Raw genomic sequence first — 24,244 nt, 5'->3', positions numbered from 1 at the left:
GTCCGTCCTATATGGAAAATGAAAGCGATGCGGTCTGCCCGGTTGCGGCATCGACATATGAAACCGTGGCATTGACACTACCGTCATCCGCCATGCTCATCGAAACCGTTGGCGGCGGGGACTGCATCACCTGCGGCTCGCGCTGCATCTGCGTGCGCACCAGCCCCGCCATCAGGCTCAACGCCGCCGGCTGGCCGATAAACTGCCCCAGCCCCGCCCCATAGCCAAGCTGCCAGATATAATCGCCGGGATTGGTCAGCAGCCGACGCAAAACCCGCTGCCGCACCAACGCCTGATCATCGAGCGTCGCCAGATCGCCCGAGGCGCTCACCATCAGATCGCCGCCAAACTGCAAGGCCAGATCAGCCATCACACAATCTCCGTCGGCAGCCCGGTCATGCCGTTCGGCGCCTGGTGTTCGTGCCCGTCATAGGCGTTGCGCAACGTGGCCAACGTGCCATGCGCGCCGCCCTGGTCAGAAATATCGCCGCTGACGACAAGATTGCCCTGCACCTTCACCGTCGGCGCCTGCAGCAGAATGCTGCCGTCATTGGCGAGTTTCACCACGCTGCCGCTTTGATGCAGCAACCATAATTCGCCGGCCGGCGCGCCGGTGGCCTTGTCCTGCGCGGACCATACCGCGCCGGCCACCACGCCCTGCTCCGCATCGCCTTCCTGCGCCAGCACCAGCACCTGCGTGCCCGGCGGCAAGGGTGCCGCCAGCCCCCAGCCATTGCCCACCCAGCAGGACATCACCGGCAACCAGCCGCTCAGAACATTTTCAGGTTGGATCAGCACTTTCGCCGCATAGGCGACGGGGTCGAAGCTGGCCACCAGCCCGAAGCGGAGCGTCCCCGCCATGCCGTCCAGCCCCCCGGCATGAGCCTTGATCATATTCCGCAGCTGGTCCATTCACACCACCCCGTAGGCTTTGAGGCTTTGCACAAACCCATCCCTGTCATTCAGCCGCCATTGCAGGGCGGCCACCTGATAGCTGCCATCCAGCCCGGTCTGCGTGCCGCTCAGCAGCAGCGTATCGCCAACCGCATAGCTGGCGTCGCCCGGCATCCGCCCCAGTAAAAGCTGCGCATGGCGCTGTACATTCTGCAAATAGGCGCTGGCATAATCCCCGGCCTGCTGGGTGGTCAGGTTCGGGCGCACCAGATTGGTCGCCTTGCCGCTCCCCGCCGCTTGCGTCACCACCTGCTTCTCCCGGCAGTTCCAGGACCGCACCGTGACACTGGCCGGCAACGCCGTGATCAGATCCACCTCCAGCCCCAGAAAATTCCGCGCCGTTACCATCCGCGACGTTCCGTTCAGCATCGGCCCGAAATTCAGCGTGCCGTTCACCACCGAAACCGCGAACCCCGCCGCCTCCGCCAGGCCGCAGAGCAGCGACCATTGCGTGCTCGCCCGCGCCCCCACCGTCAACGCGCTGCGCGCATGGTCGATCTGATAATACTGCCCGATCAGCGTCTGCGTCGGCGTCACATTCGCCGCCAACCCATGCGCCCGCGCCACCGCCAAGGCCACATCGCTGGCCGTCTGGTTGACAAAGCTCTCGGAAATCTCGGTATCGATCAGCAGCGCCGTCTCATCGCGCCCCTGCAGCACCGCCACATTGCGCGCCAGATCGAACCGGAGCGTCTCAACCAACCCCGACAATAGCGGCACAAACCCAAACCCGTCCGCGCCGATTTCCAGCAGGATCGGCACCGGCGCGCCGCCTTCCATCGCCAGCGGCAGCAAGGCGGCCGCACTGGCCGCGCAGACCAGCCGGTAGCGCCCGGCCTGGTACAACCCGGCCGCCTCCACCTCCAGCTCCACCACCCCGCCCAGCTCAACCCCGCCCAGGCTCACCCGCGCGCGCGGCTGCTCAACCGGCAATGCCGCCTCCGGCCGAGGGGTTGCGTTCCGGGATCACCAAGGTCGTCACCCCGCGCAGCACCGGATCGCTGATCTGGTTGGCCTGCGCGATGCGGATCCATTGTGTCGCATCCTGCAGATATTGCGCGGCGATGGCGAAGAGATTGCCGCCCGCCACAACGATGACCGTGCGCATCAAACCGCCTCCAGAGCCGAATTCACCACCGCCCGGTTCACATAGCCGGACATCCCCGCCAACCCGGCCAGCTGCCCGCTACAGGCGTTGATCTGCGTCAGCGCGTTAACGCCGGCAACAATCGTCGCCGCCCCCGCCAGGGCCGCGCCGGCTTCCCCCAGAGCGGTTCCAGCCGTGCCCATCGCCCCGGCGATGCTGACTTGCGCCGCCCCCAGCGCCGCCAGGCTCGTCCCCGCCAGCACCTGCCCCGCCTGTCCGGCAAACCCCGTGGCGGCCGCGATGTCGTTGCCAATCAGCGTCGCCACCGGCAGCGCCGCCGCCACATCCGCCAGCGGGTCGCTCACCACCACACAGCTCACCGCAAACGGAATCAGGTTCGGCCGACGATATTCCGCCACGAAGCTGCTGATGACAACGAGATAATAAAACCCGCCCCACACCAGCGGCATCTGGCTGCCCTGCGCCCGGGCAATATCCAAAAGCTGCGCCCGGGCGGCGGCATCCTGGCCGGAGAATATGCCGGAGAATGAAATCTCCCCATCGTCCAGCCCCAGCGCGCCAACCACCCGCCCGCCGCCGATGATATTCTGCACCGCCAGCCGCTGCCGGCCGCCAAAGCGGATCTTCTCCGGCACCTCCATGTCGCGAAACGCGACATTGCCCAAAGAGAGCACGACATCACTCATCCCCGCCCTCCTGTCTCCTCGTCCCGCCAGCGCAACGCCGCCCAGTCGAAGCGATGCCCCTCCAGCGTGCCCATCGTCACGATGAAGGCCAGCCGCTCCGCCTCATCCAGCCCGAACGCGATCTCGAACGGCACCCCGCAGCGCACCAGATACAAACAATCCGTTAGCCCAGGGTGCCGGCTCAGTTTCCCGCCACGGCCGCCAGATCAGCCGGCTCAGCCGCAAGCAGCGCCTCGCCCACGGCGGCCACGCCCTCCTCATCCAGCCGCTCCAGCGCCGCCTCGATGCCCGCCTCGCTGCCCGGAAACGGTAACGGCACGCCATCCACGCAGGCAGCCGCGGCGGCAATCCGCGCCAGCCCGATATAAGCGCGGTTCTCGGACAATTCCGGCCCCAGCAGCTTATAAAGCCGCAGCTGCTCCAGCACGCCCATCCGCCGCAGCTCGATCACCCGGCCCTTCGCATCCGTCACGCTCTGCGCCATCACACCTTGGTCCGGCTGGAGGCGAAGAAATCCAAACGCTGCGTCACCGTCGCATCGCCCTTGTACAACCCGGCGGAGGCCAGCTTGAACACGGCGTTGTTGAACTGGTAGGTCGAGGTCGAGCCATCCGGCTCATTCACATATTGGTAGAGCGTGCCACCATTGATGCTCTGCCCGTTCAGGTAGGCCGCCTCGATCTGCGCGATGAAATCATCGGCGGCGGAGGACCCACGGTCCAGCATGAAGCTGCCATTCCAGCCCTTCGGCAGCTCCGCCCCCAGCTGCACCCCATCCAGCCGGTCCACCCGCAAGGGCAGCGTCACCTGGCTCGCCTCAAAGCCGGTGACATGCGACAGATCCACCCGCCCGAACGGCCCCATCACCACAATCTGGCAGTCGCTGCCAACGGAAAATGTGTTAAACGGCATGTCTCATCCCTCTCTTCAGGCCGAAACCGGCACGGTCTGCACGCTCACCTGCACCGTCTGCCCGCCCTGCACATTCACGATGAATTTCTCGTTGATCGCCTGGTACTGCACCTGCACATCCGCCTGCACATAGCCCAGAGCCGTGCGGCTCTGCGGGTTGTTGCTGACATCGCAGATCACCGCGAAGGGCGTGCTGCCATCGGTGCTGCCCAGCATCCCCTGCTGCAGCAGCCCGTTCAGAAAGGCCAGCAGCGTGGCACGGATTTTCTGAAACAGCGTGCTGTTCACCAGCTGCCCGACATACCCGCCCATGCCGGCCTGCAAGGTCGCGGCGATATAGTTGGTCAGCCGCGTATAATTATCCCCATTCACCGCAGCACTCGAGGACGAATTATGCCCGCCGCGCACCCCCCAATAGGCCCCGCCCGGCTGCGGATTGGCGATCACGTCAATCCCCGCGCTGAGCAGCGCGGCGAGATCAGCGCTCGCATAGGTCGTCGCCGTCGCACTCCCCGGCTGGCCGGATTTCTGCGAGCCCACCACCCCATAAAGCGGCTTGTTCAGCGAAGACTGCTCCGGCGAAAGATTGGCCAGCCGCCCCGCCACGAAACCCTGCGGCGAAACCAGCCTGATCACCGCATTGGCCTGGTCGAACCAATAGATCCAATCGCCAAACATCATCTTCGCGGCATAGGAATCCACCCCCGCCTCGCCCTTCACCACCACCGCGTTGGCGATCGTATCGCCCGCCGGCCCGGTCAGGATCATATAGACGCTTTCGGACAGGCCGAATTCCATCTGCACGCTCCATTGCGTGGGATCATCGGTATCCGCCAGCAGCGCGATCGCGCAGCCCTGGCCGCGCAGCGCATACATGCCCAGGCGCGGCGCGGTGTCAGAGCCCACCAGCGTCGCCGCGGTCACGCCATTGGCGCCGTCGCTGCCCGGCGTGCCGCCCGCGAACGGGTAGCTGCCGGGCGTCGGCGTCGCCTGCACGGATTGCGCGCTCGCCACCACCAGCTGCGAGGGCCCGCGCAGCACGCCATTGCCGCTATTCACCGCATTCGCCAGATTTTGCCAGAATTGCGCGCCGCTGCCGGTGAGGTTGTCGAACACCTCCGGGCTCTGCCCCGGCAGCGCCACCGTCAGCCGCCAGCTATTGGCGGCGGACCCGGCCGAGAGCGTCAGGGTCAGCTGATTGCCCGTGCTGCCGGTATGCACGGCGGTAAAGGTGATCGCCCCCAGCACGGTCAGGCTGGCGGCGGTATCGGTGCCGTCACTCACCCGCACGCAGCGGAAATTCGCCGCCCCTTGCTGCACGGCGGTCGCCACCTGGGTGCCCATATCATGCTTGCGCGCCATCACCGGCCCGAAGGCGGCGGCATAATCGCTCATGCTGCCAATCACCGTTGGCTCACCCACCGGCCCCCAGCTCGCCGTGCCCACCACGCCGAGCATATCCGTCGGCACGCCATTCAACAGCAGCGATTGCGGCGGCACGATCTGCACATAGAGATCCGGCACCACCAGGGCGGTGGTATTGATCGCCCCTTGCTGAACAATCGGCATCCCTCAAGCCCCCTTCGCCAACACGCGCACGACCGAGGCCGCATTGCCGCCGCCCAGCACCTTCAGCACGGTCGCGGCATCCGTAATCAGATCGCCCCGTTTGAACGTGCCAAACGGCTTCAACACCACCAGATGAAAATTCATGTCTGCCTCAGCTTTGATAAGTTCCCAGCACAACCGTGTTGACGGTGGCCGCCATGGTTCCGAACAGCATCGCCGGATCTTGCTGCGCCAGCGTGGTCGGGTATTCGAGCGCATAGACCAGGTCGCGCCGGTAGAGTGCGGCATTGCCGCCATTGTCGCTGCTCAGCGTATTGGCGAATTTGATCCGCGCCGAGGACCCATCGGCGAGCGCCACAAACTCATCCGCCATCAGCGCCGCATCCAGAACCGGCGCCAGCGCATCGCGCAGGGCAGGGGAGGGGCACCACATCGCCACCCTGATCTCCTGGATCTGCCTGCGGATTTCCTGCAGCGCCCCGGCGCCGGCCACCACCCGTGCGACAAACCTTACCGCCTGCGGCACGCTGATGGTGCTGGCGGCATAATTCACAATCCAGCCACCCTGGCGCAGCAGCGCCGCCAGATTGCTCGCCACCGTCTGCGCATTGTCATTCGCCTGCACCGCGTAGGCATAGCTCTGCCCGTCCACCAGCACCCCGGCCAGCAGACCGGTCGAGCAGCTGCCGGAAAAGCTCGCACTCACCCCGCTCACCGCCACGCTCAAGCTGCCGCTTGCCGGGCTCAGCGTCTGCCAGATCCGCGGATAGCGCGTGGTGATCTTCGCCGGCGTCTCGGTGGCGCTCACACTCACATGCGCCATGCCCTGCGCCAGATCCGCATCCAGCAGCGGCGAAAGCGGCCAGCCCCGATAAATCTTGCAGTCCACGCCGAGAACGCTCGGCCCCGCCGTGCCGTTGGGATAGACTGCATTCGCGGCCACCCCCGCCAGCGCCGCCTCCACATCCGCCAGATCCGCCATCAGCGCACCGCCTGTACGCAGGAGAGCCGCCAGATGCCGCCAACCGCCTCGATGCCGGTCAGCGCATAACGCTCGCCCCGCTCATTGATCAGAATATCCGCCACCTGCGGCACCACCGCGTCCACAACCGGCAGCAGCGCCACAAAGCCCGGCACCCGGCCATCATCGGGCAGCCCGTCCCGCGTGCGGTCGCCCAGCCCCCCGGCCAGCAGGCTGGCGGGAAAGCCGGTGAATAAGGGCGTCTCCGTCGCCACCTGCACGGCGCCATAGCCGGTCAGACCCGGCTGCGTCTGCCCACCTGGCCGCACCAATGTCAGCGCGCCATTGCCCATCACCACCAGCATCGGCTTCGGCGGCTCGATACTGGCGATGAAACCAATCCCCTCCGGCCCGGCCAGATAATCGCCCACCCGCAGATAGGACCAATCCGCCCAGGCCTGGCGATACGGCACCCCAAACCCGCTCGGCTCCCCCACGCTGCCCGCCTGGGTCACAAACGCCACGCAGAGCCGCAGGAAGCGGTTTTCCAGCGCCAGCGGCGCCACCGGCCCGGCCGGGCGAAACGCGTCATGCAGAAACCCCACACGCCGCGCCGCCAGCCCCGCCCCATAGGCCAGCCGGTCCGCCAGCCGCACCCCGTCCATCTCAAACCACCAAGGTCACGCCGGCCTGCGCCAGCGCCGGGCCGGGCGGCACGCCCAGAAACCCGCACAGCCGGCGCCGCCAGCCATCGAACAGATTGGTGCGGTCGCGCAGCTCATCGGCATTATGCGTCCAGGCCGCGGCACTCTCCGTGTCCAGATTATCGGAGGTCGGCGGGATCGCCGCCTCCAGCGTCGCCAGGGTGGAGAGATATTGCAGGCTCACCGCCACCTCCGCCGGCGCCAGATTATTCATCCGGTATTCCAGCGTGCCGTAGGCCTGAAAGAACCGCCAGGAGCTGAACCCCGCCGCCCCGGCGCCATAGGCCGGATAGCCGCAAAAGCGCCTGAGATCGGCCTTCTGCGCATCGCTGAAGCCGGTGGGCAGGGTGCCGCTCATCAGTAGGTATCCCCATCGCCAAGGGTGAAATAGACCGTGCCGGTGCCGCTGCTCAGCAGCACCGCCGCGTTGGTCACGAAAGGCCCGGCATCCACCAGCATTCTTGCCCCCGCCGGCACCGGCGTATCGCTGCCGCTGGCGGAAAGCCCGCTGGCCCCGCCCAGCCGGAAGAAGGCGGTGGCGGCACTGGCATTATAAACCAGCACCGCCTGGCCGCCGCCCGCCAGCGCCACATTCACCGCACTGGTGGAGGCGCTGGCCGCGACGGTCCCGGCCGGGCGGAAAGGTTGGGTTGCACCGCTTGCCATGGCGCCGCCTCCTCAGCCCACATGCTCGAGCATCACCGCCCGCTTGAAATTCGCGTTGGTGGCGGTGGGCACAGTGGTCGGCGTGGTGGTGGTGTCGGAGGGCGCACAGAATCCGCCAATCCAATACCAGCTCTGCGCGATGATCTGCTGCAGCCGGTCGATCGGCTCGCGCGTCACCATCGCCACCCCGTCGATCACCTGCACCAGGCTGTCCTTCGGCGCCACATCATCCGCCGCCATCCCGGCAAAGTCGCCCTCAATCAGCGCCCCCTGCCCACACACGATCGGCCGGCGCACATTCAGCCCGGTGATCGAAGGATGTGCCTGCACATAGGCTTCGGTGGTGGTGATGAAGCGCAAGCCCAGAAAGTCGCTCACCATCCCTTGCTGGAACACCGCGTTGGACGATGTCGCGCCCTGGAAAAGCTGCTTGAAATCCGCATCGGCAAAAAGCTGCCGGGCGGAAACCGGGTCCAGATAGCAATTATAAACCCCATCCACCGTCGGCACCGCATTGCGCCGCAGCAGCGCCACGGCGTCCAGCAAATTCGCCATCGCCAGCGTGTCGGTCGCCTGCAGCGCCGCGGTGGTCAGCCGGCTGGCCGGACGCACGATGCGGCTCGCCGTCGCCGCCTGCACCGCATTGCCGGCGGCGCCATCCGCCACGCTCACATTGGTCGAGAAGCTCAGCTGCCCGGAAATCCCGTTCGGCGCACTCGAAATATTGGTCGCATCCGCCACCACCCCCACCAGCGAATAAAGATCCGCCCCGACGCTCACCGAAAGCGGATTGGCGGCGGAAACCGCCTGCTGTACGCCGTTGACGAACACGGTCTGGAAGCCGCGAATATCATCCACCTCGATGCTCGGCCCCGCCGCCCCCAGCGTGGTCAGCACCCTGGTATTGCCGCCGAAATAGGGGGCGAACAGCGCGTTGCGCGCCAGCTCATCCAGGCTGCGCGCCGCCTGCTCGCCATTGGTCGCGGCATTCTGCAAAAACTGCGAGGCGATGCCGACGCGCGATGTCACCATATTCAGGTCCTGCGTCGCGGCATAGAAATTCAGCGAAATCGTATATTGCTCCACACCCCAATTGCTGGAGGTGAGCCCATTATCCAGATTGGTGTTGCTGGCGGCGGCCAGCGGCGTGGTCACGCTCGGCTTCAACCCCGCCCTTGTCTTGGTCAGCGTCTCGCCGATCCCCACCGCGAATTCCTCGCGATCGGCGATCATGCGATAGCCCAGCCTGGATTTCAGCGCGGTCTCAAACTCGCGCTCCAGAAAGCCCTGCTGAATGATCGGCTGCAGCGCAGCCGGGAAATTCTGAATCCCCATTGCCTCGTAAATCTCCAGATTTCAGACGTGAACCACCAAGCCCGCCGCGCCAGGCGCGACGAGGCAACGATCAAAAATAACGTTTCGTTAGCGCCGCCGCAGCAACGCGGCGCGCGCGCTCAGCCACTCCTCGCGGCTCATCTCATTGGCATGGCGCTGGCGCGGCGGCTCCGGCCGCGGCGCACGCGCCGCCGCCGAGGAAGATTTCCCCGCCCCGAACAACCACGGCTTCGCCCGCTTCAGATCCGCCAGCAAGGCAGGGGCATCCTCCACCCCGCCTTCCTCATTCATCCGCAGAGTCTCGGGGTCGATCAGCTTCAGCCCATCGAGATCGATCATCCCCGCCCGGATCGCCTCCGCCTTCAACTCCGCCTGCACCACCCTGGCCCTGGCCGTCTCCTCCGCCCGGGCCAGCGCCGCCTCCGCCGCCTCCGCCCGCAGCTTCCAGGCCTCACCCTCATTCACATCATCGCTCATGGTTCATCCTGCTCGATCGCATTCAGCTCCGCCTCGACATCATTCACCTGATGGCTCGCCGCCACACTGCGCACCGCCGTCTCGCGCGACATCTGCCCCGCCCCCACCAGCGTCGCCACCGCCTGCGCCTCCTTCAGCCGGTCATCGGCCGAAAGCGGATACCAGCGCGGCCAGCGCAAGCTCAGCCGCTGCGTCTCATCCAGCACCCCAACCGGCGCGCCGCGCACATTCAACGCAAACAGCGCGGACGCCTTCACCACCATCCGCGCCAGCGCCAGAATGCCGCCCTCGCCATAAGAAATCCGCAAATTATCGGCGAGCCAGATCAGCCCCTGATTCATCATCTCCAGCGCCCGGCCGGATTGCGGCACCGCCAGCTTCTCCGCACTCGCCCGGTTGCCATGCACGCTTTCCAGCGCGAACTCCCGCAGCGTGCGCACATAAGCAATCACCGCCTCCGCCGCGGTGCCGCCAATCTCCAGCAGCTTGGCATCGCCCTTCTCGGAAACCACCAAGGCGTTGCCCGCACCCTTCACGATCTCGCTGTCGCTGGTCGCCGGCTCCTTGATCAGCAGCGTCGGATCGGAGCTATATTTCAACCCCCGCCCGGCCTGCGAAAGCTGGTAGTCAATCTCGATATTCGTCTCGATCGCCGCCCGAAACGTGCAGGCCCCATCAATGCCTTCGCCACCGGGCAGATTCCGCACCCACACCACCGGCACGAACCCCAACCCATGCACCACGCTGCGCGCCTCATCCTTCACCGGCGTCGCAGCAGGATCATCGACAGGGCAGGGCAGATACCAAATCTCCTCCTGCGCATCCCAGACCCGCTGAAACCAGTAAATCCCAAGCGGGTCGACATCCTCATAGCCCTGCGCCAGCAAATCCGCGCCGCTCACCTTGTAGCGCTCACTCACCCGCGCCAGCTCATCCGGCACATCCACCCGCCAGATGGGCGTCAGATACAAGCTCTCCAGCACGGAGAAAAACACCCGCCCGCCCAGCACCCGGAACAGCAGCGCCACCGAGCCCACCGCCCCACGCAACGCCGCGTCGATCATCACCTCATTCAGCCGCGCCTCGGCGAAAATATCCGCCAGCACCCGCCCCAACGCCGCCTCCGGCGCCTCGATGGTCGGAAAATGCCCAGCGCTGAACAGCAGCGCCACGGAATCCTCCACCACCACCCGGCACAGCCCGTAGCGCACCGAGGGCCGGCGCAAGCGCAGCGGAATATATTCCCCCGCCCCGTTCCGCTCCTCGTGAAACTGATAGGGCAGATCGTCATAAAGCGTGCCATCCAACACCCGCTTCAGCGCCTGCAACCGCGCCACGCGCGTCGGCAGCGCCGCATCCACCGGCATGGTGCTGCAAATCATATCGAACATGAAGCGTGCAAACCCTTCCGTTATCGGCTGAGCAACGGCACATTCAGCCGCCTGGCAGGCGGCGGCACCAAAATTGCCAAACTATTCACCGCGCGCGACAGCGCATCGATCTGATCATCATGCCCGCCATGCGGAAATTCCCGCATCTCCGCCAGCAACGCGTCATTCCAGCCCCCGGCCACCAAAGCCAGATTCCCCGCATCCACCTGCGTTGCCGCCGGCATCGCCCTTACCAGCTTGGCCTCGCGCTCAGGGCTGGAAATGATCCGAAACCCCACCAGCCCGCGAGAGAGCAGCGCAATCTGCGCCGCCCCCGCCTGGCCAGGATCCTGCGGCAAGGAAATCACCACCCCAGCCCCATCCAGCCGCGCCGTCTCCTTGATCGCGGCCTCCACCTCGGCTGGCGAGCCCTGCAGGCGGCGCACATCCAGCACCACCAGCCGCTCCTCCTCGGTCAGCCCCAGCTTCAACCCCACCGTATAATCCGGCCGCCGCCCCAGCCCGGCAGAACTCGCCGCCAGGTCCCAGGCCCGCACGCACAACCGCACCTCCGGCGCCGCCGCCAGCCGGGCAATGCCTGACACCCGAAACAGCCCCGCATTCTTCGCCTGCGGCGCCTGCTGATACATCGCCGCGAAGGCACGCTCGCCCACTTCCGCGCGCCGGCGCGCCAGCGCATCCGCGTTCAACAGCTCCGGCCACAACGCCTCGCCAGGGGCGCGCCCCAGCGGATCGCCCGCCTCCGCCAAAGCCGGCAGCCGCAAACAGCGCCACCCCGTTTCGGTGGCCTGCAGCCGCCCGGCCAGATCATCCTCATGCCAGCGCGTCATAATCAGCACGATCCGCCCGCCCGGCTTCAACCGCGCCGTCAGCTCGGCCCGGTACCAGTCGAACAACATGTCCCGCTGCGCCTGGCTCTCCGCCTCCGCCCAGCTCTTCACCGGATCATCGATGATGATCAGATCCGCCCGCCGCCCGGTAATCGGCCCACGCACCCCTGCGGAAAAATATTCCTGCCCCCCCGCCAGCGAAAACCGCGAGGCGGCTTTCGCCGCCCTGGCGATTTCCACCCCCAGCGCCGCGCCGTGCCGGGCCAGCACCGCCTTCACCCGCGCCCCGAAATAATGCGCCAGCGAGGCGGTATGCGCCGCCGCGATCACCTGCGCGTTTTTCTGCCGTGCCAGAAACCAGGCCGGAAACAGCACCGATCCATAAGTGGATTTCGCCGCCCCCGGCGGCATCTGCACCATCAGCCGGTCGCATCCGCCATCCGCCACATCCTGCAAATGGCCGATCAGCCATTGATGATGCTTTGCCGGCCTCTGCTCCAGCTCCTCCATCGCACGCCGCGCGAAGCCCAGAAACCCCGCCGCCTCGCTCTGCTGTTCGATGAAGGCCCCGCCTTGTTTCGGATAACCAGTATATAAACATTCCTAATCCAAAACGGGGCGGATGGGCAATAACAAAATAACGCAATGTTAGAAAAATTATTTAATCCCGGTCGCCGCGATCATCCCGATCCCCTGCCTATGCCAACGCTGGATGGATTTATGGTCCGCCCCCAGCATCTCTCCCAGCCGCCGCCAGGGATAGAGATGCCGCCCGGTCAGCGGATGCACCAATGCCCGCGCCCCGACAATTCTGCGGATCACATATTTCTGCTCAGGAATGAAAGCGAGCCAGGAAAACGCTTCATCCATCCGGCCAAGTGCTGCCGCGTCAGGGGCCGGGGCGCGCAGCCGCGGGGTCTGCCAGCCATAGGCATCCAGCGCGGTATGCACCACCTCCAGCCGGGTCGTGCGCAGCCCGGTGGAATAGCCCCGCCCCGGCATCGCCAGCACCGTCGCCCCGGCCTCTTCCAGCCGCGCGATGATCTCACCTTCCGTCATCATCGCTCATCTCCCTGCGGATAAGGCTCATCGGTCAGCAATCCCCAGGTTAACGGATGGCCAGCGCGCAAGGGCGGCCGGTTAGGGTCATCCAGCCCCTCCTCGTCGCGGTTGCGAGGCATTTGCGGTGCACGCGGCGGCAGCGCCGCGCGCAACCGCCGCCCCCGCTCAATCACGGTATTGCGCGACAATCCCAGGATCTTCCCAATCGAAGCCCAGGTCGCGCCCTGTCCGCGCATCTCGCAAATCACCTGGTCGGCCTCAGGTTTCCATAGTCTCGGCAATGGCATCCCGTCCTCCTCTGGTCGTTGCGTGTTGTTATTACCTCTAACTTTTTATGTCAAGAAATACTAACATTGAGTTTGGGCGTCATCCTGTTAGAGTGTCTCTATGCCAGCAAAGAAGCAGCTTCCCGCTGAAACAGTCGGGGCACGGATCAGGGCGTTGCGTCTCGCCGCCAACATGACTCAAGATGAATTCGCCGCGAAACTGAATGTCTCCCGCTCGGCCATCGCCCAGTGGGAGACCGACCGCGCCGGGCAAATTCGAGAAAACATGGAGAAAATCGCGAAGGTTCTCAACACCTCGCTGGGCTATCTGGTCTCCGGGGAAACCGGCTCCCTGGTCGGGGACGAGCTGGCCCTGATGCGCCTCTACCGCGCCTGCTCGGCCGAGGACCGACGCATGTTGCTGCTCACCGCACGCCGGCTGGCGCGCAGCTGAACTTTCCGATTTGTGTCAAATCGGTACAGTTCAACCCAACGCCCTCAGCCTTCGCCCGGCCGCAACAACCGCAACTCGCGGTAGACGCCGCTCTCCCGTGAAAAATTCCGGTTGTAATAAGGATCGAACGGTAAAACGTTTTCATAGCGCTGACGCATCACTTCATTCTCAAACATGAAGCGCGCCAGCTTGGCCTGGTCGAAATCATCGCCGCGGCTGATGCTTTCCCGATGCTCCGCGACTGAATCCGGCATGAAAATGATTTTCAGTTTCGCCTGGCGCAGCTTCACGCAGAGATCCACATCGTTGAACGCCACCGAAAGCTCATGCTCATCGAAGCCGCCCACCTGCAGGAAGGCGCTCTTGCGCACTAACATGCAGGCCGCCGTCACCGCCGAAACCTCCTGCGCCGTTATGGCGTGGGCAATATAGCCGGGCGCCTCGCCGCCCAACCCGCGAAACGCGTGGTCGGCCACGCCGCCAACCCCCAGCACCACGCCGGCATGTTGCACGGTCCCGTCAGGATAAAGCAGTTTCGCGCCCACCGCGCCCACCGCCGCATCCGCCAGCGCCTCATCCAGCATCCGCCGCAGCCAGCGCGGCTCGCCCACAAACACGTCGTTATTCAGGAACAGCAGGAACGGATATTTCGCCGCCGCCACGCCAAGATTATTGATCCGCGAATAATTGAACGGCTCGGCGATCCGCAGCACCTTCGTGCCTTCGATATTCGCCTGCTCCGCCGCGAATGCCGCCGCCTCCGGGCTGGTCGACCAGTTATCCAGCAACAGAATTTCGTAGGTGACACCCTTGGTATGCGCGCGGATCGCCTCCACGCATTCGCGCGTCATCTCGACATGGTCGCGATACGGAATCAGGATCGACACACCCTGCGCCTTCACCTGCGCCGCCGGGAATTTCCAATCCACCTGATACATTGTCAGCCCGCCGCGCGGGCTCACCTTCGCCGGCAGCCCGCGCCGCTCCAGATGCGCCGCCACCGAAGCCGCCCCGGCCAGCGCCGCCTTCGGCTTCGCTCCGGTCCCGGCCGCCGCGGTGGAGCTGGCGGTCTTGCGCCAATGGTAGAGAATCTCCGGCACGTGATGGATCTCGCCAGGCTCCAGCGCCTCAACCAGCCGCAACAGCAGATCATGGTCCTGCGCCCCGTCCAGAGCCGCATCCAGCCCGCCCGCCGCGCGCAGGGTCTTCGCCTCCACCAGCACCAGATGGCAGATATAATTCACCTCCAGCAGGAAGCGATGATTGAAATCCGGCTTGAAATGCGGCTCGCTGAAGGCCCCGCCGCGCTCCACCTTGTCCTCGTCGGAATAAAGCAGCTTCGCCCCGCTCGCCGCCTGCGCCAGCAGCATGATCTCCAGCGCCCCCGGCTCCAGCAGATCATCATGGTCGAAAAACGCGATGAACGCCCCTTTCGCCGCCTTCAGCCCGTCATTGGTCGCGCGCGCGATGCCGCCATTCTTCCTGCGCTCGATCAGCCTGATGCGCGCATCCGCCGCCGCCAGGTCGCGCATCACCGCGCTCAGCGTCTTGTCCCCGCCGGCATCGTCGATCAGCAGCAGCTCCCAATTCTCATGGGTCTGCGCCTTCACGCTATCCACCGCCGCCAGGAAGTCGCCCACGCCGGGCCGGTAAACCGGGCAGATCACCGAAACCTTCACCCCGGAGACATCCCGCACCCCGTATGTGGCGCGGGCGCGGGGCAAGGCCAGCGGCCGGCTCTCCAGCGCCCAGCGCGGATAATCCGCGAGCAGATAACGCTCCCGCGGGATCGCCGCCTTCAACTCCTTCTTCAGATGATAAGCGAAGCTGAACAGCTCATCCGTGCGCTGGATCAGCTGTTCGATCTTTTCGCGCGCATTATCCCCGGGGAAGGAGATCTCCAGCGGGCTGCCGGTCAGCTCCTCGCGTTCCGGCAGGGCAAAGAATTTCAAACTCACCTGCTCGCGCCGGCGCAGCGCCGGCGGCGGCGCGAAGGCGAAGCCGCAAGCCGCATCGCCGCCCACCGCCTGCGCCACATCGCCCCGGAACTGGTCCGCCAGCAGCTCGGCAATCGGCTGGCCCTCATGCGTCACCAGCACCCGCACCCCGCCCAGCTTGGTGCCGGCCGCATCATCCACCCGCAGCGCCCAGCCCTGGATCAGCCCGTCCACCATGCCATCCACCGTGGCCATCAAGCGCACCGGCTTGCTCAGCACGAAGCTATATTCCTCCACCGCCCCGCCGGCGCGCGTGCTCACCGGCAGCAGCGCCCCGTCCAGCGTCACAAAGCGCATGCGATGCCGCACCCCGTCCCAATAGCGCTCGGGAATGTCATAGGTGAAACCAATCCGGCTATTCGCCTGGTTGACCAGCCGCGCATCGTCGCGATGCCCATCGCAGAGGATCACATCCTCGATCGCATCGTCGATCATCACCCGCAGCTTCAGGCTCTCGGCGGGCTTGTCGAAATCCACCGCCCAGCCTTCCAGCCGGGATGTCTCGATCACATCCAGAAAACAAAGCAGCTGACGCTCGGGCCGCACCGCCGGAGCCTTCACGATCTTGCGCGCCATTCGCCTCACCCTGCCTTCGCGATTTCGTCCAGCAGCGCCCGCGTGGTCAGCTGCCGGCAATAGCCCTTGTTGTTGAACAGCGCGCTGTCATGCCGGGCCTGGGTCTGGGTCGCCACCGCATCCACCGGCAGGCTGACCAGATAGCCGAGATCGCACGCATCCCGCACGGCGGAATCCACGCATTGGTCGGTCAGCGCGCCGGTGATGATCAGCTGGCTCTTGCCCATATTGCGCAGCAGATAATGGATGTGGGTCGAAATGAATACCGAGGACGAGCCCTTCGCCAGCACGATCTCATCGCCCCTTGGCGCCAGTTCCTCGATCACCTGCGCATCCCAGCTCTGATGATGGCAGAAAAACCCGGTAATCTTGTAATCCAGGCTGAGATCGCGCCCATCGCGGGTCAGCGCCGCCATCACCGTATAGATCACCTCGATCCCCGCCGCGCGGCTGGCCGCGATCAGCCTCTGCATGTTGGGGATCGCCCGCGCCCGCATCTCCTTGAAGAAGAAACCGTATTTCGCCTGCTTTTCGGCCGGGTCGATGCCGGCATATTCGCCGCCATCCTCCATTATATAATTCTGCGCGTCGATCACCAGCAGCGCGGTCTGGGCGGGCACCACCGGCACATCCCGGCTCAGGCCAAAATCCTTCATGCCAGCGCCTCCAGCGATGCCAGGGCAGGAGGCAGCAGCCGCGCCAGCCGCGCCGCCCATTCAACCTGCCCGGCCTCCTGCGCGATCAGATCCTGCCTGATCTCGATTTCCAGATAATCCAGCCCATTGCCCTCGGCATGCACCGGCACGCCGTAATCGCTCTCATCGCTCACCCGGTAAGGCGCATTCTCCCCCACCACCAGGTCCCCTTCGGCCCGCAGCAGATCCGCCAGCGCCTTGGAGAGCCGGGGATTGCGGTTATACAGCACCGCCACCTGCATCGGCCGCGCCTTTTCCAGAAATACCGGGGTGAAACTATGCATCGCCACATAAACCGTGCGCGGCCGCGCCGCGATCATCCGGCCGATCGCGCCGTGATACGGGTCGAAAATCGCCGCCCGCCGCGCCGCACGGCCCGCCTCATCCAGCCCGATATTGCCGGGAATGGGCGTCGCCTCGCTCACCTCCGGAAAGGCGCTGGCCCAATGCGGCTGCCGGTTGCAATCGATCACCAGCCGCGAATAGCTCTGCAAAATCGCGGTGGCATCCAGCGCCGCGCTCAAGCGCCTGGTCACCCCGGCAATGCCGATATCCCAGGCGATATGCCGCTCCATATCCTCTGGCCCCACCCCCAGATCCCCCAGCGCGCGCGGGATCGCACGCCCGGCATGGTCGGCGGTGAGCAGAAACGGGCTCGCCCCGTCCTCACGCAAAATCTCGTAAACCGGCGGCTCATCCGCCTGCAGCAGCCCCATCAACGCCCCTCCGCCGGGTCATAGTCCAGCCATTCCCCGTTCGCGACCGAGCGCCCGGTGAGCGCCAGCAGAAACCCCCAATGGCTCACCAGCAAGGTGTTCGCATGGTCCTCCCGCGCCGCCATCGCCGCCCGGAAGGCCCGCGCGCGCTCTTCTGTCGCCGCCTCGCTCTCGGTCTCCTCATGCCACCAGCGCGCCGGCAGATGCCCGAACTCATGATGGGGAAAGCGCGTCGCCAGCAGGGCAGGGGGCGAGCCGATATCGCACACGAACGCGGTGCGCTCGCGCACCTCATGCAGCACCTCGGCCTTTACCCCCGGCAGCGCCAGAAACGGCTCCGCCGTCTGCAAGGCGCGGGTATAGGGCGAGACGATCACCCGCGTGATCCCGGCCCCTTGCAGCGCCTGCGCCGCCGCGCGGGCCTGCTGATGCCCCAGCTCCGTCAGCTCCGGATCCTCGATCCCTGGGTCGCGCTTGGTCGCGGTGAAATGCAGATTGAAATAGCTTTGCCCATGGCGGAGCAGGAACATGAAACTTCCTTCAAATTTGCCCGGCTTGCCGGGATGGCCCATTGCAACATATGTCTGCCCCCACGCCAACAGGCGCCCCTCCTTGCGCAGCGAAACCGGTTGCGCCAGTCTGGTCTATGAATAGAGGATGACAGTGGCCGATAACGCACTCCAATCGCTCGGCGGGTATCCCGTCGCCCTGGTGATCTTCGCGGGCATCGCGATCTTCCTCGTGCTGCGGCTGCGCTCCGTGCTCGGCAAGCGCGTCGGCTTCGAAAAGCCGCAATCGCCCCCGCCCGGCCGCGCCGCCGCCCCGGTGATCGAGGGCCAGGCCCTGCCGCCGCAAACCGGGCGCGACGTGCCGGACCCGCGCTCCGAACTCGGCCAGCGCCTGATGCAGATCGTCAATAACGACCCGCAATTCGACCCGCCGCACTTCATCACCCAGGCTGAGGCCGCCTTCCGCGCCATCGTCACCGGCTTCGCCAATGGCGACCGCGCGGCGCTGCAGGCCCTGCTCACCCCGCACGTGTACGAGACCTTCACCGCCGCCATCGCCGCGCGCGAAGCCGCCGGCGAGCGCCAGCGCACCGAAATCAAATCCATCCCCTCGATCAGCATCGAGGACGCCCAGCTCAGCGGCGATCTCGCGGGGGTGGTGGTGCGTTTCATCTCCACCCAGACCAACGAGAAGCTGGACCCGTCCGGCACCCCCATCCCCGGCAGCGCCGAAACCGGCGATGTCAGCGATCTCTGGACCTTCGAGCGGCAGCTGCGCGGGCCGGATAAAAACTGGCGCCTGGCCGCGGCCCGCAGCGCGTAACATGAAGCTCCGCCACGCCCTCGCCTTCGCCAGCGCCCTGGCCCTCAGCGCCTGTGCGATCCCCCAGCAACAAGCGCAAACCGGCCCCAACGCCGCCCCCGGCCGCATTGTGGCGCTGAACAGCCTGCCCGGCTGGCAGCAGGATAATCAGGAAGCCGCCCTGGCCAGCTTCGTCATCAGCTGCAAGCAGCTGGCGCTGATGCCGCCGGACAGCGCCCTGGGCGGCACCGGCCTGGCGCAGGAGCGCGCCGGCCAGGCCGGGCTCTGGCAGCCCGCCTGCAATGCCGCCAAGGCCGTGCCCCCCGGCGATCTCGCCGCCGCCCGCGCCTTCTTCACCACCTGGTTCCAGGCCTATGAAATCCCCGGCCAGGCGCTGGTCACCGGCTATTTCGAGCCGGAATTCCCCGGCTCCAAGAACCAGCGCCCCGGCTATGAGGTGCCGCTCTACGCGAAGCCGCCGGTCGCCGCCCTGGCCAACCTGACCCGCACCGAGATTGACGATGGCGCGCTCACCCGCAAGGCGCCGGTCACCGCCTATGTCACCAACCCGGTCGATGCCTTCATGCTGCAGATCCAGGGCTCCGGCCGCATCCTGCTGCCCGATGGCCGCATCCTGCGCGTCGGCTTCGATGGCCAGAACGGCCAGCCCTACACGCCGATCGGCCGCGTGCTGGTGCAGAGGGGCGCGCTGAAACCCGACGATGTCAGCTACCAGACCATCTCCGCCTGGCTGAAATCCCATCCCGACCAGGCGCGCGAGGTGATGGAGCAGAATCAGCGCTATGTCTTCATGCGCCCGCTCGGCAACCTGCCGGCGAATGAGGGCGCCCCCGGCGCGCTCGGCGTGCCGCTCACCGCCGGCCGCTCGGTGGCCGTGGACAAAGGCGCCCTGCCGCTCGGCGCCCCGCTCTTCATCGCCACCACCGACCCGGTGACCGGCCGCGCGATGGACCAGCTCGCCATCATCCAGGACACTGGCGGCGGCATTCACGGCCCGGACCGCGCCGACATCTTCTTCGGCGCCGGCGCCGATGCCGAGCAGATCGCCGGCTCGATGCGCCAGGCCGGGACACTCTATCTGCTGCTGCCCAAGCCCCAACCCGCCGCATGACGCGCCCCGCGCCGGCCTTTTTCCCGAGGCCGCGCGGCCCCCGCCCGCCTGGCTTGTTCAGCGCCAGCCAACCGGCTACAGGCTGCACAATGCCGACAGGGACAATCTGAATGACTTCCAGCGCAACCTCTTCCGGCGGCGTGCCGGAAAAACTCAAGATGTCCGCGCTGATCGGCGTGCTTGGCGTCGTCTATGGCGATATCGGCACCAGCCCGCTCTACGCCCTGCAATCCTGTATCGCCTATTTCAAGGGCCCGCATCTGCAGGCGGTGGACGTGCTGGGGGTGCTCTCGCTGATCACCTGGGCGCTGATCCTCACCGTCACCCTGAAATATGTCACCTTCATCATGCGCGCCGACAATAACGGCGAAGGCGGCACCCTCTCATTGATGGCCCTGGCCAGCCGTGTCGCCCGCAGCGAGCGCACCCGTGCCGCCGCCGGCATCATCGGCATCGTCGGCGCCGGGCTGTTCTTCGGCGACGGCGTGATCACCCCGGCCATCTCCATCCTCTCCGCGGTGGAAGGCATCGAGGTCGTCGCCCCCTCGATGAGCGAGGCCGTGCTGCCCATCGCCATCGCCGTCATCGCCGGGCTGTTCCTGGTGCAGCGCCACGGCACCGCCATGGTCGGCCGCGCCTTCGGGCCGGTGATGGTGCTCTGGTTCCTCTGCCTCGGCCTGCTCGGCCTGTTCCAGCTGGTCCAGCATCCTGAGGTGCTGGTCGCCCTCAACCCCTGGTTCGGCGCCAGCTTCATCATCCGGCACGACAAGATCGCCTTCCTCACCCTGGGCGCCGTCGTCCTGGCCGTCACCGGGGCGGAGGCGCTCTATGCCGATATGAGCCATTTCGGCCGCCGCCCCATCCGCATCTCCTGGATGTTCTTCGTGCTGCCCTGCCTGCTCCTGAATTATTACGGCCAGGGCGCGCTGGTGATCACCCACCCCAACACCGCCGACAACCCTTTCTACAAGCTCGCCCCGCACGTGCTGCAGGTGCCGCTGATCGTGCTCGCCACGCTCGCCACCGTCATCGCCAGCCAGGCGGTCATCACCGGCGCCTTCTCGGTCTCGCGCATGTGCGTGCAGCTCGGCCTGCTGCCGCGCATGGAGGTCCGCCACACCAATGAAAGCGAGCAGGGGCAGATCTACGTGCCCCAGATCAACACCATCCTCGCCATCGGCGTGCTGCTGCTGGTGCTCACCTTCCGCTCCTCGGAAGCTCTGGCCTCGGCCTACGGCATCGCCGTCACCGGCACCTTCCTGTGCGACAACACCCTGGCCGCCTTCGTCTATCGCCGCCAGTTCGGCTGGTCGCGCCTGGCCACCATCCTGGTCTTCGGCGCCATCGGCATTGTCGATTTCGCCTTCTTCGCCGCCAATTCGCTGAAAATCTTCGAAGGCGGCTGGGTGCCGCTGGCCATCGGCCTCAGCATCATCCTGATCATGACCACCTGGCGGCGCGGCCGTAGCCTGATCATGGCCCGCTGGATGCAGGACAGCCTGCCGCTCGCCACCTTCCTCAACCGGCTGCCGCAATCGCGCATCGTCCGCGTCCCCGGCACCGCCGTCTTCATGACCGGCAATCTCGACTACGTGCCCAACGCCCTGCTGCATAACCTCAAACATAACAAGGTGCTGCATGAGCAGGTCTTCTTCGTCACCGTCCGCAACCTGGACGTCCCCCAGGCCGACCCTGGCGGGCGCGTGCATCTCGATGAAGCCTCGCCGGGCATCTACAAAGTCACCCTCTATTACGGCTTCATGGAAAGCCCGAACGTGCCGCGCGCTTTGGAAAGCCTGACCGGGCAGGGGATCGAGTTCAAGGCCATGCAGACCAGCTACTTCCTCGGCCGCGAAACCGTGGTCCCGGCCTCGGTGCCGAAACTGCGCTTCATCCGCCGCTGGCTGTTCCTGTTCATGGCCCGCAACGCCGTCACCGCCACGGAATTCTTCCGTATTCCCTCGGACCGGGTGGTGGAATTGGGCGTGCGGATCGCGGTGTAAGTAAGTCGTGGGGACTTTTTGAAAAAAGTCCCCACACCCCCAAAAACTTTTGCTCCTCAGGGTTTGGGTAGCGTCTCGGCAAAAGCCAAACACGCATCCTTATCCGCCACACACCCGCTTTCCAGCCACCAGGCCCGCACCGCCGCCAGCACCTCACCCATGCGCGGCCCGGCCTCCACCACCCCAGCCAGATCGCGCCCCTGCAACGGAAATACCGGCCGCGCCATCGCCGCCAGCCGCCCCCGCAGCCTGTCCCAATCCGGCCCATCCCCGCCTTGCAGCCAGCTGCGCCCCGTCAGCGCCTCATGCCCGGCCACCGCCAACGCCCGGCGCAACGCCGCATCGTCATCCCCCGGCCGAACCCCCAACGGCAAGCGCCACGCCGCCAAACGCGCCGCCTCCGCCCCGCTCAGCTTCAGCCGCTTCGCCAGATCCTCATCGCTCAGCGCCGCCACCCGCAATAACGGCTCCACCGGCGCCCCCCGCCCCAGCAGCGCCGCCAAACGCTCAACCCTGGCCCCCGGCAGCACCACATCCAGCACCCCGGTCTCGCCCATCAGCTCCACGGCGCGCAGCGGGGCAGGGGCGGCCAAAATCTTCTTCACCTCGCTCCACACACGCTCCGCCGAAAGCTGTTTCAGCCCCTCGCGCCCCTGGGCAATCGCCGCCAGCGCCGCCGCATCCGCCGCGCCGCGCCCATAGCGCGCAAAGAACCGGAAAAACCGCAAAATCCGCAGATAATCCTCCGCCACCCGCGCCGCCGCCTCGCCGACAAACCGCACCACCCCCGCCGCCAGATCCTGCTGTCCGCCGAAATAATCGAACAGCTCGCCGGCTTGCGTGCAGCTCATCGCATTGATCGTGAAATCCCGCCGCGCCGCGTCCGCGCGCCAATCATCGGTAAAGGCCACCACCGCATGCCGCCCATCCGTCTCCACATCGCGGCGCAGCGTCGTCACCTCAAACCCATGCCCCGCCGCCACCACCGTCACGGTCCCATGCGCCAGCCCGGTCGGCACCGCCTTCAACCCCGCCGCCCTGGCCCGCCTCATCACCTCCTCCGGCGCCAGCGGCGAGGCCATATCCACATCCGCCACCGCCCGCCCGGCCAGCATGTCGCGCACCGCGCCGCCCACCATCCGCGCCTCCGGCAGCGCCGCCCAAAGCTGCGCCAGGCCCGGCAGATCGATCACGCCACCCCCCGCAGCCGCAGCGCCAGCAACCGCAAAATCTCCGCCGTCGCCCCCCAGATCACATGGTCCGGATGCGGCCACACCCAGAACGCGCCCTCCCGCCCGCGCCACATCGCCTGCCGGCGCAGCGGGTAATCCTCGTTCAGCAACACGGAAAAGGGCAGGGCGAAAATCTCCTCCACCTCGTCATCGGCCGGGCGCAGCGCCACCCCCTCGGGCACCAGCCCGACAATCGGGGTGATGTGAAACCCGGTCCCGGTCGCATGGTCATGCAGCCGCCCCAGCAGCTCCACCTGGGCCGGATCGAGCCCGATCTCCTCCTGCGCCTCGCGCAAGGCGGCCTGCACCGGCGTCTCGCCGATCCCGTCGATCTTGCCGCCCGGAAACGAAACCTGCCCGGCATGGGTGCTCATCCGCCGGCTGCGCCGCGTCAGCCACACACCCCGCCCCGGCTCCAGCGCCACCAGCACCGCGGCCGGGCGCAACCGCCCCAAAGCCAGCGCGTTAAAGCCCAGATTTTCAGGAAAAGCCCGTCTCAGCTGCGCGGCCTTCATCGCCACACCGCCCGGATCTCACTCGTCCAGATCGCACTCCGCATCGGAACAGCAATTCGGCAGATCGCCGAGCGGGAAGAACACCCCCTCGCTCCACACCCCCATGACCTTGCGGCCCTTGACGATGCCAGGCTCCGCCAGCGCCACCAGCTCATAATAGGTGGCGCGGTTGATCCGCGCCTCGATCGGGTATCTGCCTTTGCCATCGCGGATATGAAGATAGGGCGTCGGCTCGCAACTGAGCAAATCATGCGCGATGCGGATGCGATGCTCAGGCCCCGCCGTCACGCATTGATCGACATTGGTGCGAAAACACAGGCTCTGCGCCGGGCCTTCGCCGCTCCATTGCAGCTCCACCGCCAGGAACGGCACATCCTCCACCTCGATCCTGCCGCGCTCGGCCGGCGTCTGCAGAATATACTGGCCCTCCTCGTCGCGCGTCAGCACGGTGGAAAACAGGCAGACCATCGGCTTGCGGGTAATCGGGCTGCCTTTATACAGCCAGGTTCCGTCGCGGCGGATCAGAAAGGGCAAATCCCCGCAATCGGCGATGGGACGTGCGGACGCACTCTCGCTCACACCCTGCCGCAGCCCCCCTTTCACCTCATACGTCACCTGACCACACTCCTCTCTCCCAGCGGATATAGGTTGCATCTGGAACGGATCAAAGAGGCAAGCGCGCCGGCAAGCCT

The 24,244-nt window shown here is 66.1% G+C and carries 31 protein-coding genes; 4 read left to right on the top strand and 27 right to left on the bottom strand.

Going from position 1 to position 24,244, the window contains the following annotated elements; all coding sequences use genetic code 11:
- Positions 1 to 7: 7 nt before the first annotated feature.
- The 20 genes from ACZ46S_RS12690 to ACZ46S_RS12595 all read right to left on the bottom strand — a co-directional run bounded on the left by ACZ46S_RS12690 (position 8) and on the right by ACZ46S_RS12595 (position 12,942).
- On the bottom strand, positions 8 to 370 hold the full coding sequence (locus ACZ46S_RS12690; RefSeq protein ID WP_295744189.1) for a hypothetical protein: 363 nt from the start codon (positions 368 to 370) through the stop codon (positions 8 to 10).
- Positions 370 to 912 carry a phage baseplate assembly protein V gene (locus tag ACZ46S_RS12685; RefSeq protein ID WP_464062009.1) on the bottom strand — a complete coding sequence of 181 codons (543 nt, stop codon included), beginning with the start codon at positions 910 to 912 and terminating at the stop codon, positions 370 to 372. Before ACZ46S_RS12685 ends, ACZ46S_RS12690 begins: the two co-directional genes overlap by 1 nt.
- On the bottom strand, positions 913 to 1,887 hold the full coding sequence (locus tag ACZ46S_RS12680; protein ID WP_464062008.1) for a hypothetical protein: 975 nt from the start codon (positions 1,885 to 1,887) through the stop codon (positions 913 to 915).
- Positions 1,877 to 2,062 (bottom strand): LysM peptidoglycan-binding domain-containing protein, encoded by a 186-nt coding sequence (locus ACZ46S_RS12675; RefSeq protein WP_026438911.1) that lies wholly within the window; start codon positions 2,060 to 2,062, stop codon positions 1,877 to 1,879. The genes ACZ46S_RS12680 and ACZ46S_RS12675 overlap by 11 nt, the downstream gene beginning before the upstream one ends.
- Entirely contained in the window at positions 2,062 to 2,748 is a 687-nt protein-coding gene (locus ACZ46S_RS12670) for a hypothetical protein (protein ID WP_464062007.1), read from the bottom strand. The genes ACZ46S_RS12675 and ACZ46S_RS12670 overlap by 1 nt, the downstream gene beginning before the upstream one ends.
- The gene (locus tag ACZ46S_RS12665) at positions 2,745 to 2,903 is read right to left on the bottom strand and encodes a hypothetical protein (protein ID WP_464062006.1); all 159 of its coding nucleotides are present in this window, start codon (positions 2,901 to 2,903) and stop codon (positions 2,745 to 2,747) included. Before ACZ46S_RS12665 ends, ACZ46S_RS12670 begins: the two co-directional genes overlap by 4 nt.
- A gap of 26 nt (positions 2,904 to 2,929) precedes the next feature.
- On the bottom strand, positions 2,930 to 3,232 hold the full coding sequence (locus ACZ46S_RS12660; protein ID WP_464062005.1) for a hypothetical protein: 303 nt from the start codon (positions 3,230 to 3,232) through the stop codon (positions 2,930 to 2,932).
- A complete protein-coding gene (locus ACZ46S_RS12655; RefSeq protein ID WP_008494730.1) occupies positions 3,232 to 3,660 on the bottom strand; it encodes a hypothetical protein in 429 nt (142 codons plus the stop codon). The genes ACZ46S_RS12660 and ACZ46S_RS12655 overlap by 1 nt, the downstream gene beginning before the upstream one ends.
- A gap of 15 nt (positions 3,661 to 3,675) precedes the next feature.
- On the bottom strand, positions 3,676 to 5,229 hold the full coding sequence (locus ACZ46S_RS12650; protein ID WP_464062004.1) for a phage tail protein: 1,554 nt from the start codon (positions 5,227 to 5,229) through the stop codon (positions 3,676 to 3,678).
- A 3-nt stretch (positions 5,230 to 5,232) separates the two neighbouring features.
- Positions 5,233 to 5,373: a hypothetical protein gene (locus tag ACZ46S_RS12645; protein ID WP_008494732.1), complete on the bottom strand. Its 141-nt coding sequence runs from the start codon at positions 5,371 to 5,373 to the stop codon at positions 5,233 to 5,235.
- 7 nt (positions 5,374 to 5,380) lie between these two features.
- The gene (locus ACZ46S_RS12640) at positions 5,381 to 6,211 is read right to left on the bottom strand and encodes a hypothetical protein (protein ID WP_464062003.1); all 831 of its coding nucleotides are present in this window, start codon (positions 6,209 to 6,211) and stop codon (positions 5,381 to 5,383) included.
- Positions 6,211 to 6,855 (bottom strand): hypothetical protein, encoded by a 645-nt coding sequence (locus ACZ46S_RS12635; protein ID WP_464062002.1) that lies wholly within the window; start codon positions 6,853 to 6,855, stop codon positions 6,211 to 6,213. The genes ACZ46S_RS12640 and ACZ46S_RS12635 overlap by 1 nt, the downstream gene beginning before the upstream one ends.
- Position 6,856: 1 nt before the next feature.
- Entirely contained in the window at positions 6,857 to 7,252 is a 396-nt protein-coding gene (locus ACZ46S_RS12630) for a hypothetical protein (RefSeq protein WP_464062001.1), read from the bottom strand.
- Entirely contained in the window at positions 7,252 to 7,560 is a 309-nt protein-coding gene (locus ACZ46S_RS12625; protein WP_008494737.1) for a hypothetical protein, read from the bottom strand. The genes ACZ46S_RS12630 and ACZ46S_RS12625 overlap by 1 nt, the downstream gene beginning before the upstream one ends.
- Before the next feature lie 12 nt (positions 7,561 to 7,572).
- Positions 7,573 to 8,895, bottom strand: a complete 1,323-nt coding sequence (locus ACZ46S_RS12620) for a DUF4043 domain-containing protein (protein ID WP_464062000.1) — start codon at positions 8,893 to 8,895, stop codon at positions 7,573 to 7,575.
- 87 nt (positions 8,896 to 8,982) lie between these two features.
- Positions 8,983 to 9,372, bottom strand: coding sequence for a hypothetical protein (locus ACZ46S_RS12615; protein WP_464061999.1), 390 nt, complete (start codon positions 9,370 to 9,372; stop codon positions 8,983 to 8,985).
- Positions 9,369 to 10,763, bottom strand: a complete 1,395-nt coding sequence (locus tag ACZ46S_RS12610) for a phage portal protein (protein WP_464061998.1) — start codon at positions 10,761 to 10,763, stop codon at positions 9,369 to 9,371. The genes ACZ46S_RS12615 and ACZ46S_RS12610 overlap by 4 nt, the downstream gene beginning before the upstream one ends.
- Positions 10,764 to 10,783: 20 nt before the next feature.
- Positions 10,784 to 12,103 (bottom strand): phage terminase large subunit, encoded by a 1,320-nt coding sequence (gene terL / locus ACZ46S_RS12605; RefSeq protein WP_464061997.1) that lies wholly within the window; start codon positions 12,101 to 12,103, stop codon positions 10,784 to 10,786.
- A 147-nt stretch (positions 12,104 to 12,250) separates the two neighbouring features.
- A complete protein-coding gene (locus ACZ46S_RS12600; RefSeq protein ID WP_464061996.1) occupies positions 12,251 to 12,655 on the bottom strand; it encodes a DUF6362 family protein in 405 nt (134 codons plus the stop codon).
- Entirely contained in the window at positions 12,652 to 12,942 is a 291-nt protein-coding gene (locus tag ACZ46S_RS12595; protein WP_295742152.1) for an AsnC family protein, read from the bottom strand. The genes ACZ46S_RS12600 and ACZ46S_RS12595 overlap by 4 nt, the downstream gene beginning before the upstream one ends.
- Before the next feature lie 100 nt (positions 12,943 to 13,042).
- Between ACZ46S_RS12595 and ACZ46S_RS12590 the strand changes: the two genes are divergently transcribed.
- Positions 13,043 to 13,375, top strand: coding sequence for a helix-turn-helix domain-containing protein (locus tag ACZ46S_RS12590; RefSeq protein WP_026438922.1), 333 nt, complete (start codon positions 13,043 to 13,045; stop codon positions 13,373 to 13,375).
- A gap of 44 nt (positions 13,376 to 13,419) precedes the next feature.
- Here ACZ46S_RS12590 and ACZ46S_RS12585 read toward each other — a convergent pair whose 3' ends face one another.
- From ACZ46S_RS12585 to ACZ46S_RS12570, 4 genes are read right to left on the bottom strand one after another with little or no spacing between them, the layout of a single operon-like run.
- Positions 13,420 to 15,948 (bottom strand): glycosyltransferase family 2 protein, encoded by a 2,529-nt coding sequence (locus tag ACZ46S_RS12585; protein WP_464061995.1) that lies wholly within the window; start codon positions 15,946 to 15,948, stop codon positions 13,420 to 13,422.
- Positions 15,949 to 15,953: 5 nt separating this feature from the next.
- On the bottom strand, positions 15,954 to 16,604 hold the full coding sequence (locus ACZ46S_RS12580) for a cysteine hydrolase family protein (RefSeq protein ID WP_464061994.1): 651 nt from the start codon (positions 16,602 to 16,604) through the stop codon (positions 15,954 to 15,956).
- Positions 16,601 to 17,359 (bottom strand): N-formylglutamate amidohydrolase, encoded by a 759-nt coding sequence (locus tag ACZ46S_RS12575; RefSeq protein WP_464061993.1) that lies wholly within the window; start codon positions 17,357 to 17,359, stop codon positions 16,601 to 16,603. The genes ACZ46S_RS12580 and ACZ46S_RS12575 overlap by 4 nt, the downstream gene beginning before the upstream one ends.
- Complete coding sequence (locus ACZ46S_RS12570) at positions 17,359 to 17,889, bottom strand: histidine phosphatase family protein (protein ID WP_464061992.1); 531 nt, start codon at positions 17,887 to 17,889, stop codon at positions 17,359 to 17,361. The genes ACZ46S_RS12575 and ACZ46S_RS12570 overlap by 1 nt, the downstream gene beginning before the upstream one ends.
- Positions 17,890 to 18,016: 127 nt before the next feature.
- Between ACZ46S_RS12570 and ACZ46S_RS12565 the strand changes: the two genes are divergently transcribed.
- The 3 genes from ACZ46S_RS12565 (at position 18,017) to ACZ46S_RS12555 (ending at position 21,805) form a co-directional block, all read left to right on the top strand.
- Positions 18,017 to 18,691 (top strand): Tim44/TimA family putative adaptor protein, encoded by a 675-nt coding sequence (locus ACZ46S_RS12565; protein ID WP_464061991.1) that lies wholly within the window; start codon positions 18,017 to 18,019, stop codon positions 18,689 to 18,691.
- A gap of 1 nt (position 18,692) precedes the next feature.
- Complete coding sequence (gene mltA, locus ACZ46S_RS12560) at positions 18,693 to 19,802, top strand: murein transglycosylase A (protein WP_464061990.1); 1,110 nt, start codon at positions 18,693 to 18,695, stop codon at positions 19,800 to 19,802.
- A gap of 110 nt (positions 19,803 to 19,912) precedes the next feature.
- Positions 19,913 to 21,805 (top strand): potassium transporter Kup, encoded by a 1,893-nt coding sequence (locus tag ACZ46S_RS12555; protein WP_464061989.1) that lies wholly within the window; start codon positions 19,913 to 19,915, stop codon positions 21,803 to 21,805.
- A 56-nt stretch (positions 21,806 to 21,861) separates the two neighbouring features.
- Here the strand turns inward: ACZ46S_RS12555 and ACZ46S_RS12550 are convergent, their stop codons facing one another.
- The 3 genes from ACZ46S_RS12550 to ACZ46S_RS12540 are packed head-to-tail and all read right to left on the bottom strand — an operon-like array spanning position 21,862 to position 24,167.
- Entirely contained in the window at positions 21,862 to 22,944 is a 1,083-nt protein-coding gene (locus ACZ46S_RS12550) for a CCA tRNA nucleotidyltransferase (protein WP_464064286.1), read from the bottom strand.
- A gap of 50 nt (positions 22,945 to 22,994) precedes the next feature.
- The gene (locus ACZ46S_RS12545) at positions 22,995 to 23,552 is read right to left on the bottom strand and encodes an NUDIX hydrolase (RefSeq protein ID WP_295742123.1); all 558 of its coding nucleotides are present in this window, start codon (positions 23,550 to 23,552) and stop codon (positions 22,995 to 22,997) included.
- Positions 23,553 to 23,570: 18 nt separating this feature from the next.
- Positions 23,571 to 24,167: a DUF1285 domain-containing protein gene (locus ACZ46S_RS12540; protein WP_464061988.1), complete on the bottom strand. Its 597-nt coding sequence runs from the start codon at positions 24,165 to 24,167 to the stop codon at positions 23,571 to 23,573.
- Positions 24,168 to 24,244 lie beyond the last annotated feature (77 nt).

The organism is Acidocella aluminiidurans (assembly GCF_055383125.1).
Note: the sequence above shows the minus strand (reverse complement) of the source record. Positions and strands in the feature narration are given on the sequence as shown.

What these genes read in the sequence shown, in the direction of transcription:
- ACZ46S_RS12565 (WP_464061991.1), top strand. Translation starts at nt 18,017, where the DNA reads ATGACAGTGGCCGATAACGCACTCCAATCGCTCGGCGGGTATCCCGTC.
- ACZ46S_RS12660 (WP_464062005.1), bottom strand. Translation starts at nt 3,232, where the DNA reads ATGGCGCAGAGCGTGACGGATGCGAAGGGCCGGGTGATCGAGCTGCGG.
- ACZ46S_RS12635 (WP_464062002.1), bottom strand. Translation starts at nt 6,855, where the DNA reads ATGGACGGGGTGCGGCTGGCGGACCGGCTGGCCTATGGGGCGGGGCTG.
- ACZ46S_RS12585 (WP_464061995.1), bottom strand. Translation starts at nt 15,948, where the DNA reads ATGGCGCGCAAGATCGTGAAGGCTCCGGCGGTGCGGCCCGAGCGTCAG.
- ACZ46S_RS12655 (WP_008494730.1), bottom strand. Translation starts at nt 3,660, where the DNA reads ATGCCGTTTAACACATTTTCCGTTGGCAGCGACTGCCAGATTGTGGTG.
- ACZ46S_RS12600 (WP_464061996.1), bottom strand. Translation starts at nt 12,655, where the DNA reads ATGATGACGGAAGGTGAGATCATCGCGCGGCTGGAAGAGGCCGGGGCG.
- ACZ46S_RS12620 (WP_464062000.1), bottom strand. Translation starts at nt 8,895, where the DNA reads ATGGGGATTCAGAATTTCCCGGCTGCGCTGCAGCCGATCATTCAGCAG.
- ACZ46S_RS12580 (WP_464061994.1), bottom strand. Translation starts at nt 16,604, where the DNA reads ATGAAGGATTTTGGCCTGAGCCGGGATGTGCCGGTGGTGCCCGCCCAG.
- ACZ46S_RS12590 (WP_026438922.1), top strand. Translation starts at nt 13,043, where the DNA reads ATGCCAGCAAAGAAGCAGCTTCCCGCTGAAACAGTCGGGGCACGGATC.
- ACZ46S_RS12690 (WP_295744189.1), bottom strand. Translation starts at nt 370, where the DNA reads ATGGCTGATCTGGCCTTGCAGTTTGGCGGCGATCTGATGGTGAGCGCC.
- mltA (WP_464061990.1), top strand. Translation starts at nt 18,693, where the DNA reads ATGAAGCTCCGCCACGCCCTCGCCTTCGCCAGCGCCCTGGCCCTCAGC.
- terL (WP_464061997.1), bottom strand. Translation starts at nt 12,103, where the DNA reads ATGGAGGAGCTGGAGCAGAGGCCGGCAAAGCATCATCAATGGCTGATC.
- ACZ46S_RS12675 (WP_026438911.1), bottom strand. Translation starts at nt 2,062, where the DNA reads ATGCGCACGGTCATCGTTGTGGCGGGCGGCAATCTCTTCGCCATCGCC.
- ACZ46S_RS12645 (WP_008494732.1), bottom strand. Translation starts at nt 5,373, where the DNA reads ATGAATTTTCATCTGGTGGTGTTGAAGCCGTTTGGCACGTTCAAACGG.
- ACZ46S_RS12545 (WP_295742123.1), bottom strand. Translation starts at nt 23,552, where the DNA reads ATGAAGGCCGCGCAGCTGAGACGGGCTTTTCCTGAAAATCTGGGCTTT.
- ACZ46S_RS12595 (WP_295742152.1), bottom strand. Translation starts at nt 12,942, where the DNA reads ATGCCATTGCCGAGACTATGGAAACCTGAGGCCGACCAGGTGATTTGC.
- ACZ46S_RS12570 (WP_464061992.1), bottom strand. Translation starts at nt 17,889, where the DNA reads ATGTTCCTGCTCCGCCATGGGCAAAGCTATTTCAATCTGCATTTCACC.
- ACZ46S_RS12555 (WP_464061989.1), top strand. Translation starts at nt 19,913, where the DNA reads ATGACTTCCAGCGCAACCTCTTCCGGCGGCGTGCCGGAAAAACTCAAG.
- ACZ46S_RS12630 (WP_464062001.1), bottom strand. Translation starts at nt 7,252, where the DNA reads ATGAGCGGCACCCTGCCCACCGGCTTCAGCGATGCGCAGAAGGCCGAT.
- ACZ46S_RS12550 (WP_464064286.1), bottom strand. Translation starts at nt 22,944, where the DNA reads ATGGTGGGCGGCGCGGTGCGCGACATGCTGGCCGGGCGGGCGGTGGCG.
- ACZ46S_RS12670 (WP_464062007.1), bottom strand. Translation starts at nt 2,748, where the DNA reads ATGAGTGATGTCGTGCTCTCTTTGGGCAATGTCGCGTTTCGCGACATG.
- ACZ46S_RS12650 (WP_464062004.1), bottom strand. Translation starts at nt 5,229, where the DNA reads ATGCCGATTGTTCAGCAAGGGGCGATCAATACCACCGCCCTGGTGGTG.
- ACZ46S_RS12685 (WP_464062009.1), bottom strand. Translation starts at nt 912, where the DNA reads ATGGACCAGCTGCGGAATATGATCAAGGCTCATGCCGGGGGGCTGGAC.
- ACZ46S_RS12575 (WP_464061993.1), bottom strand. Translation starts at nt 17,359, where the DNA reads ATGGGGCTGCTGCAGGCGGATGAGCCGCCGGTTTACGAGATTTTGCGT.
- ACZ46S_RS12640 (WP_464062003.1), bottom strand. Translation starts at nt 6,211, where the DNA reads ATGGCGGATCTGGCGGATGTGGAGGCGGCGCTGGCGGGGGTGGCCGCG.
- ACZ46S_RS12625 (WP_008494737.1), bottom strand. Translation starts at nt 7,560, where the DNA reads ATGGCAAGCGGTGCAACCCAACCTTTCCGCCCGGCCGGGACCGTCGCG.
- ACZ46S_RS12610 (WP_464061998.1), bottom strand. Translation starts at nt 10,763, where the DNA reads ATGTTCGATATGATTTGCAGCACCATGCCGGTGGATGCGGCGCTGCCG.
- ACZ46S_RS12615 (WP_464061999.1), bottom strand. Translation starts at nt 9,372, where the DNA reads ATGAGCGATGATGTGAATGAGGGTGAGGCCTGGAAGCTGCGGGCGGAG.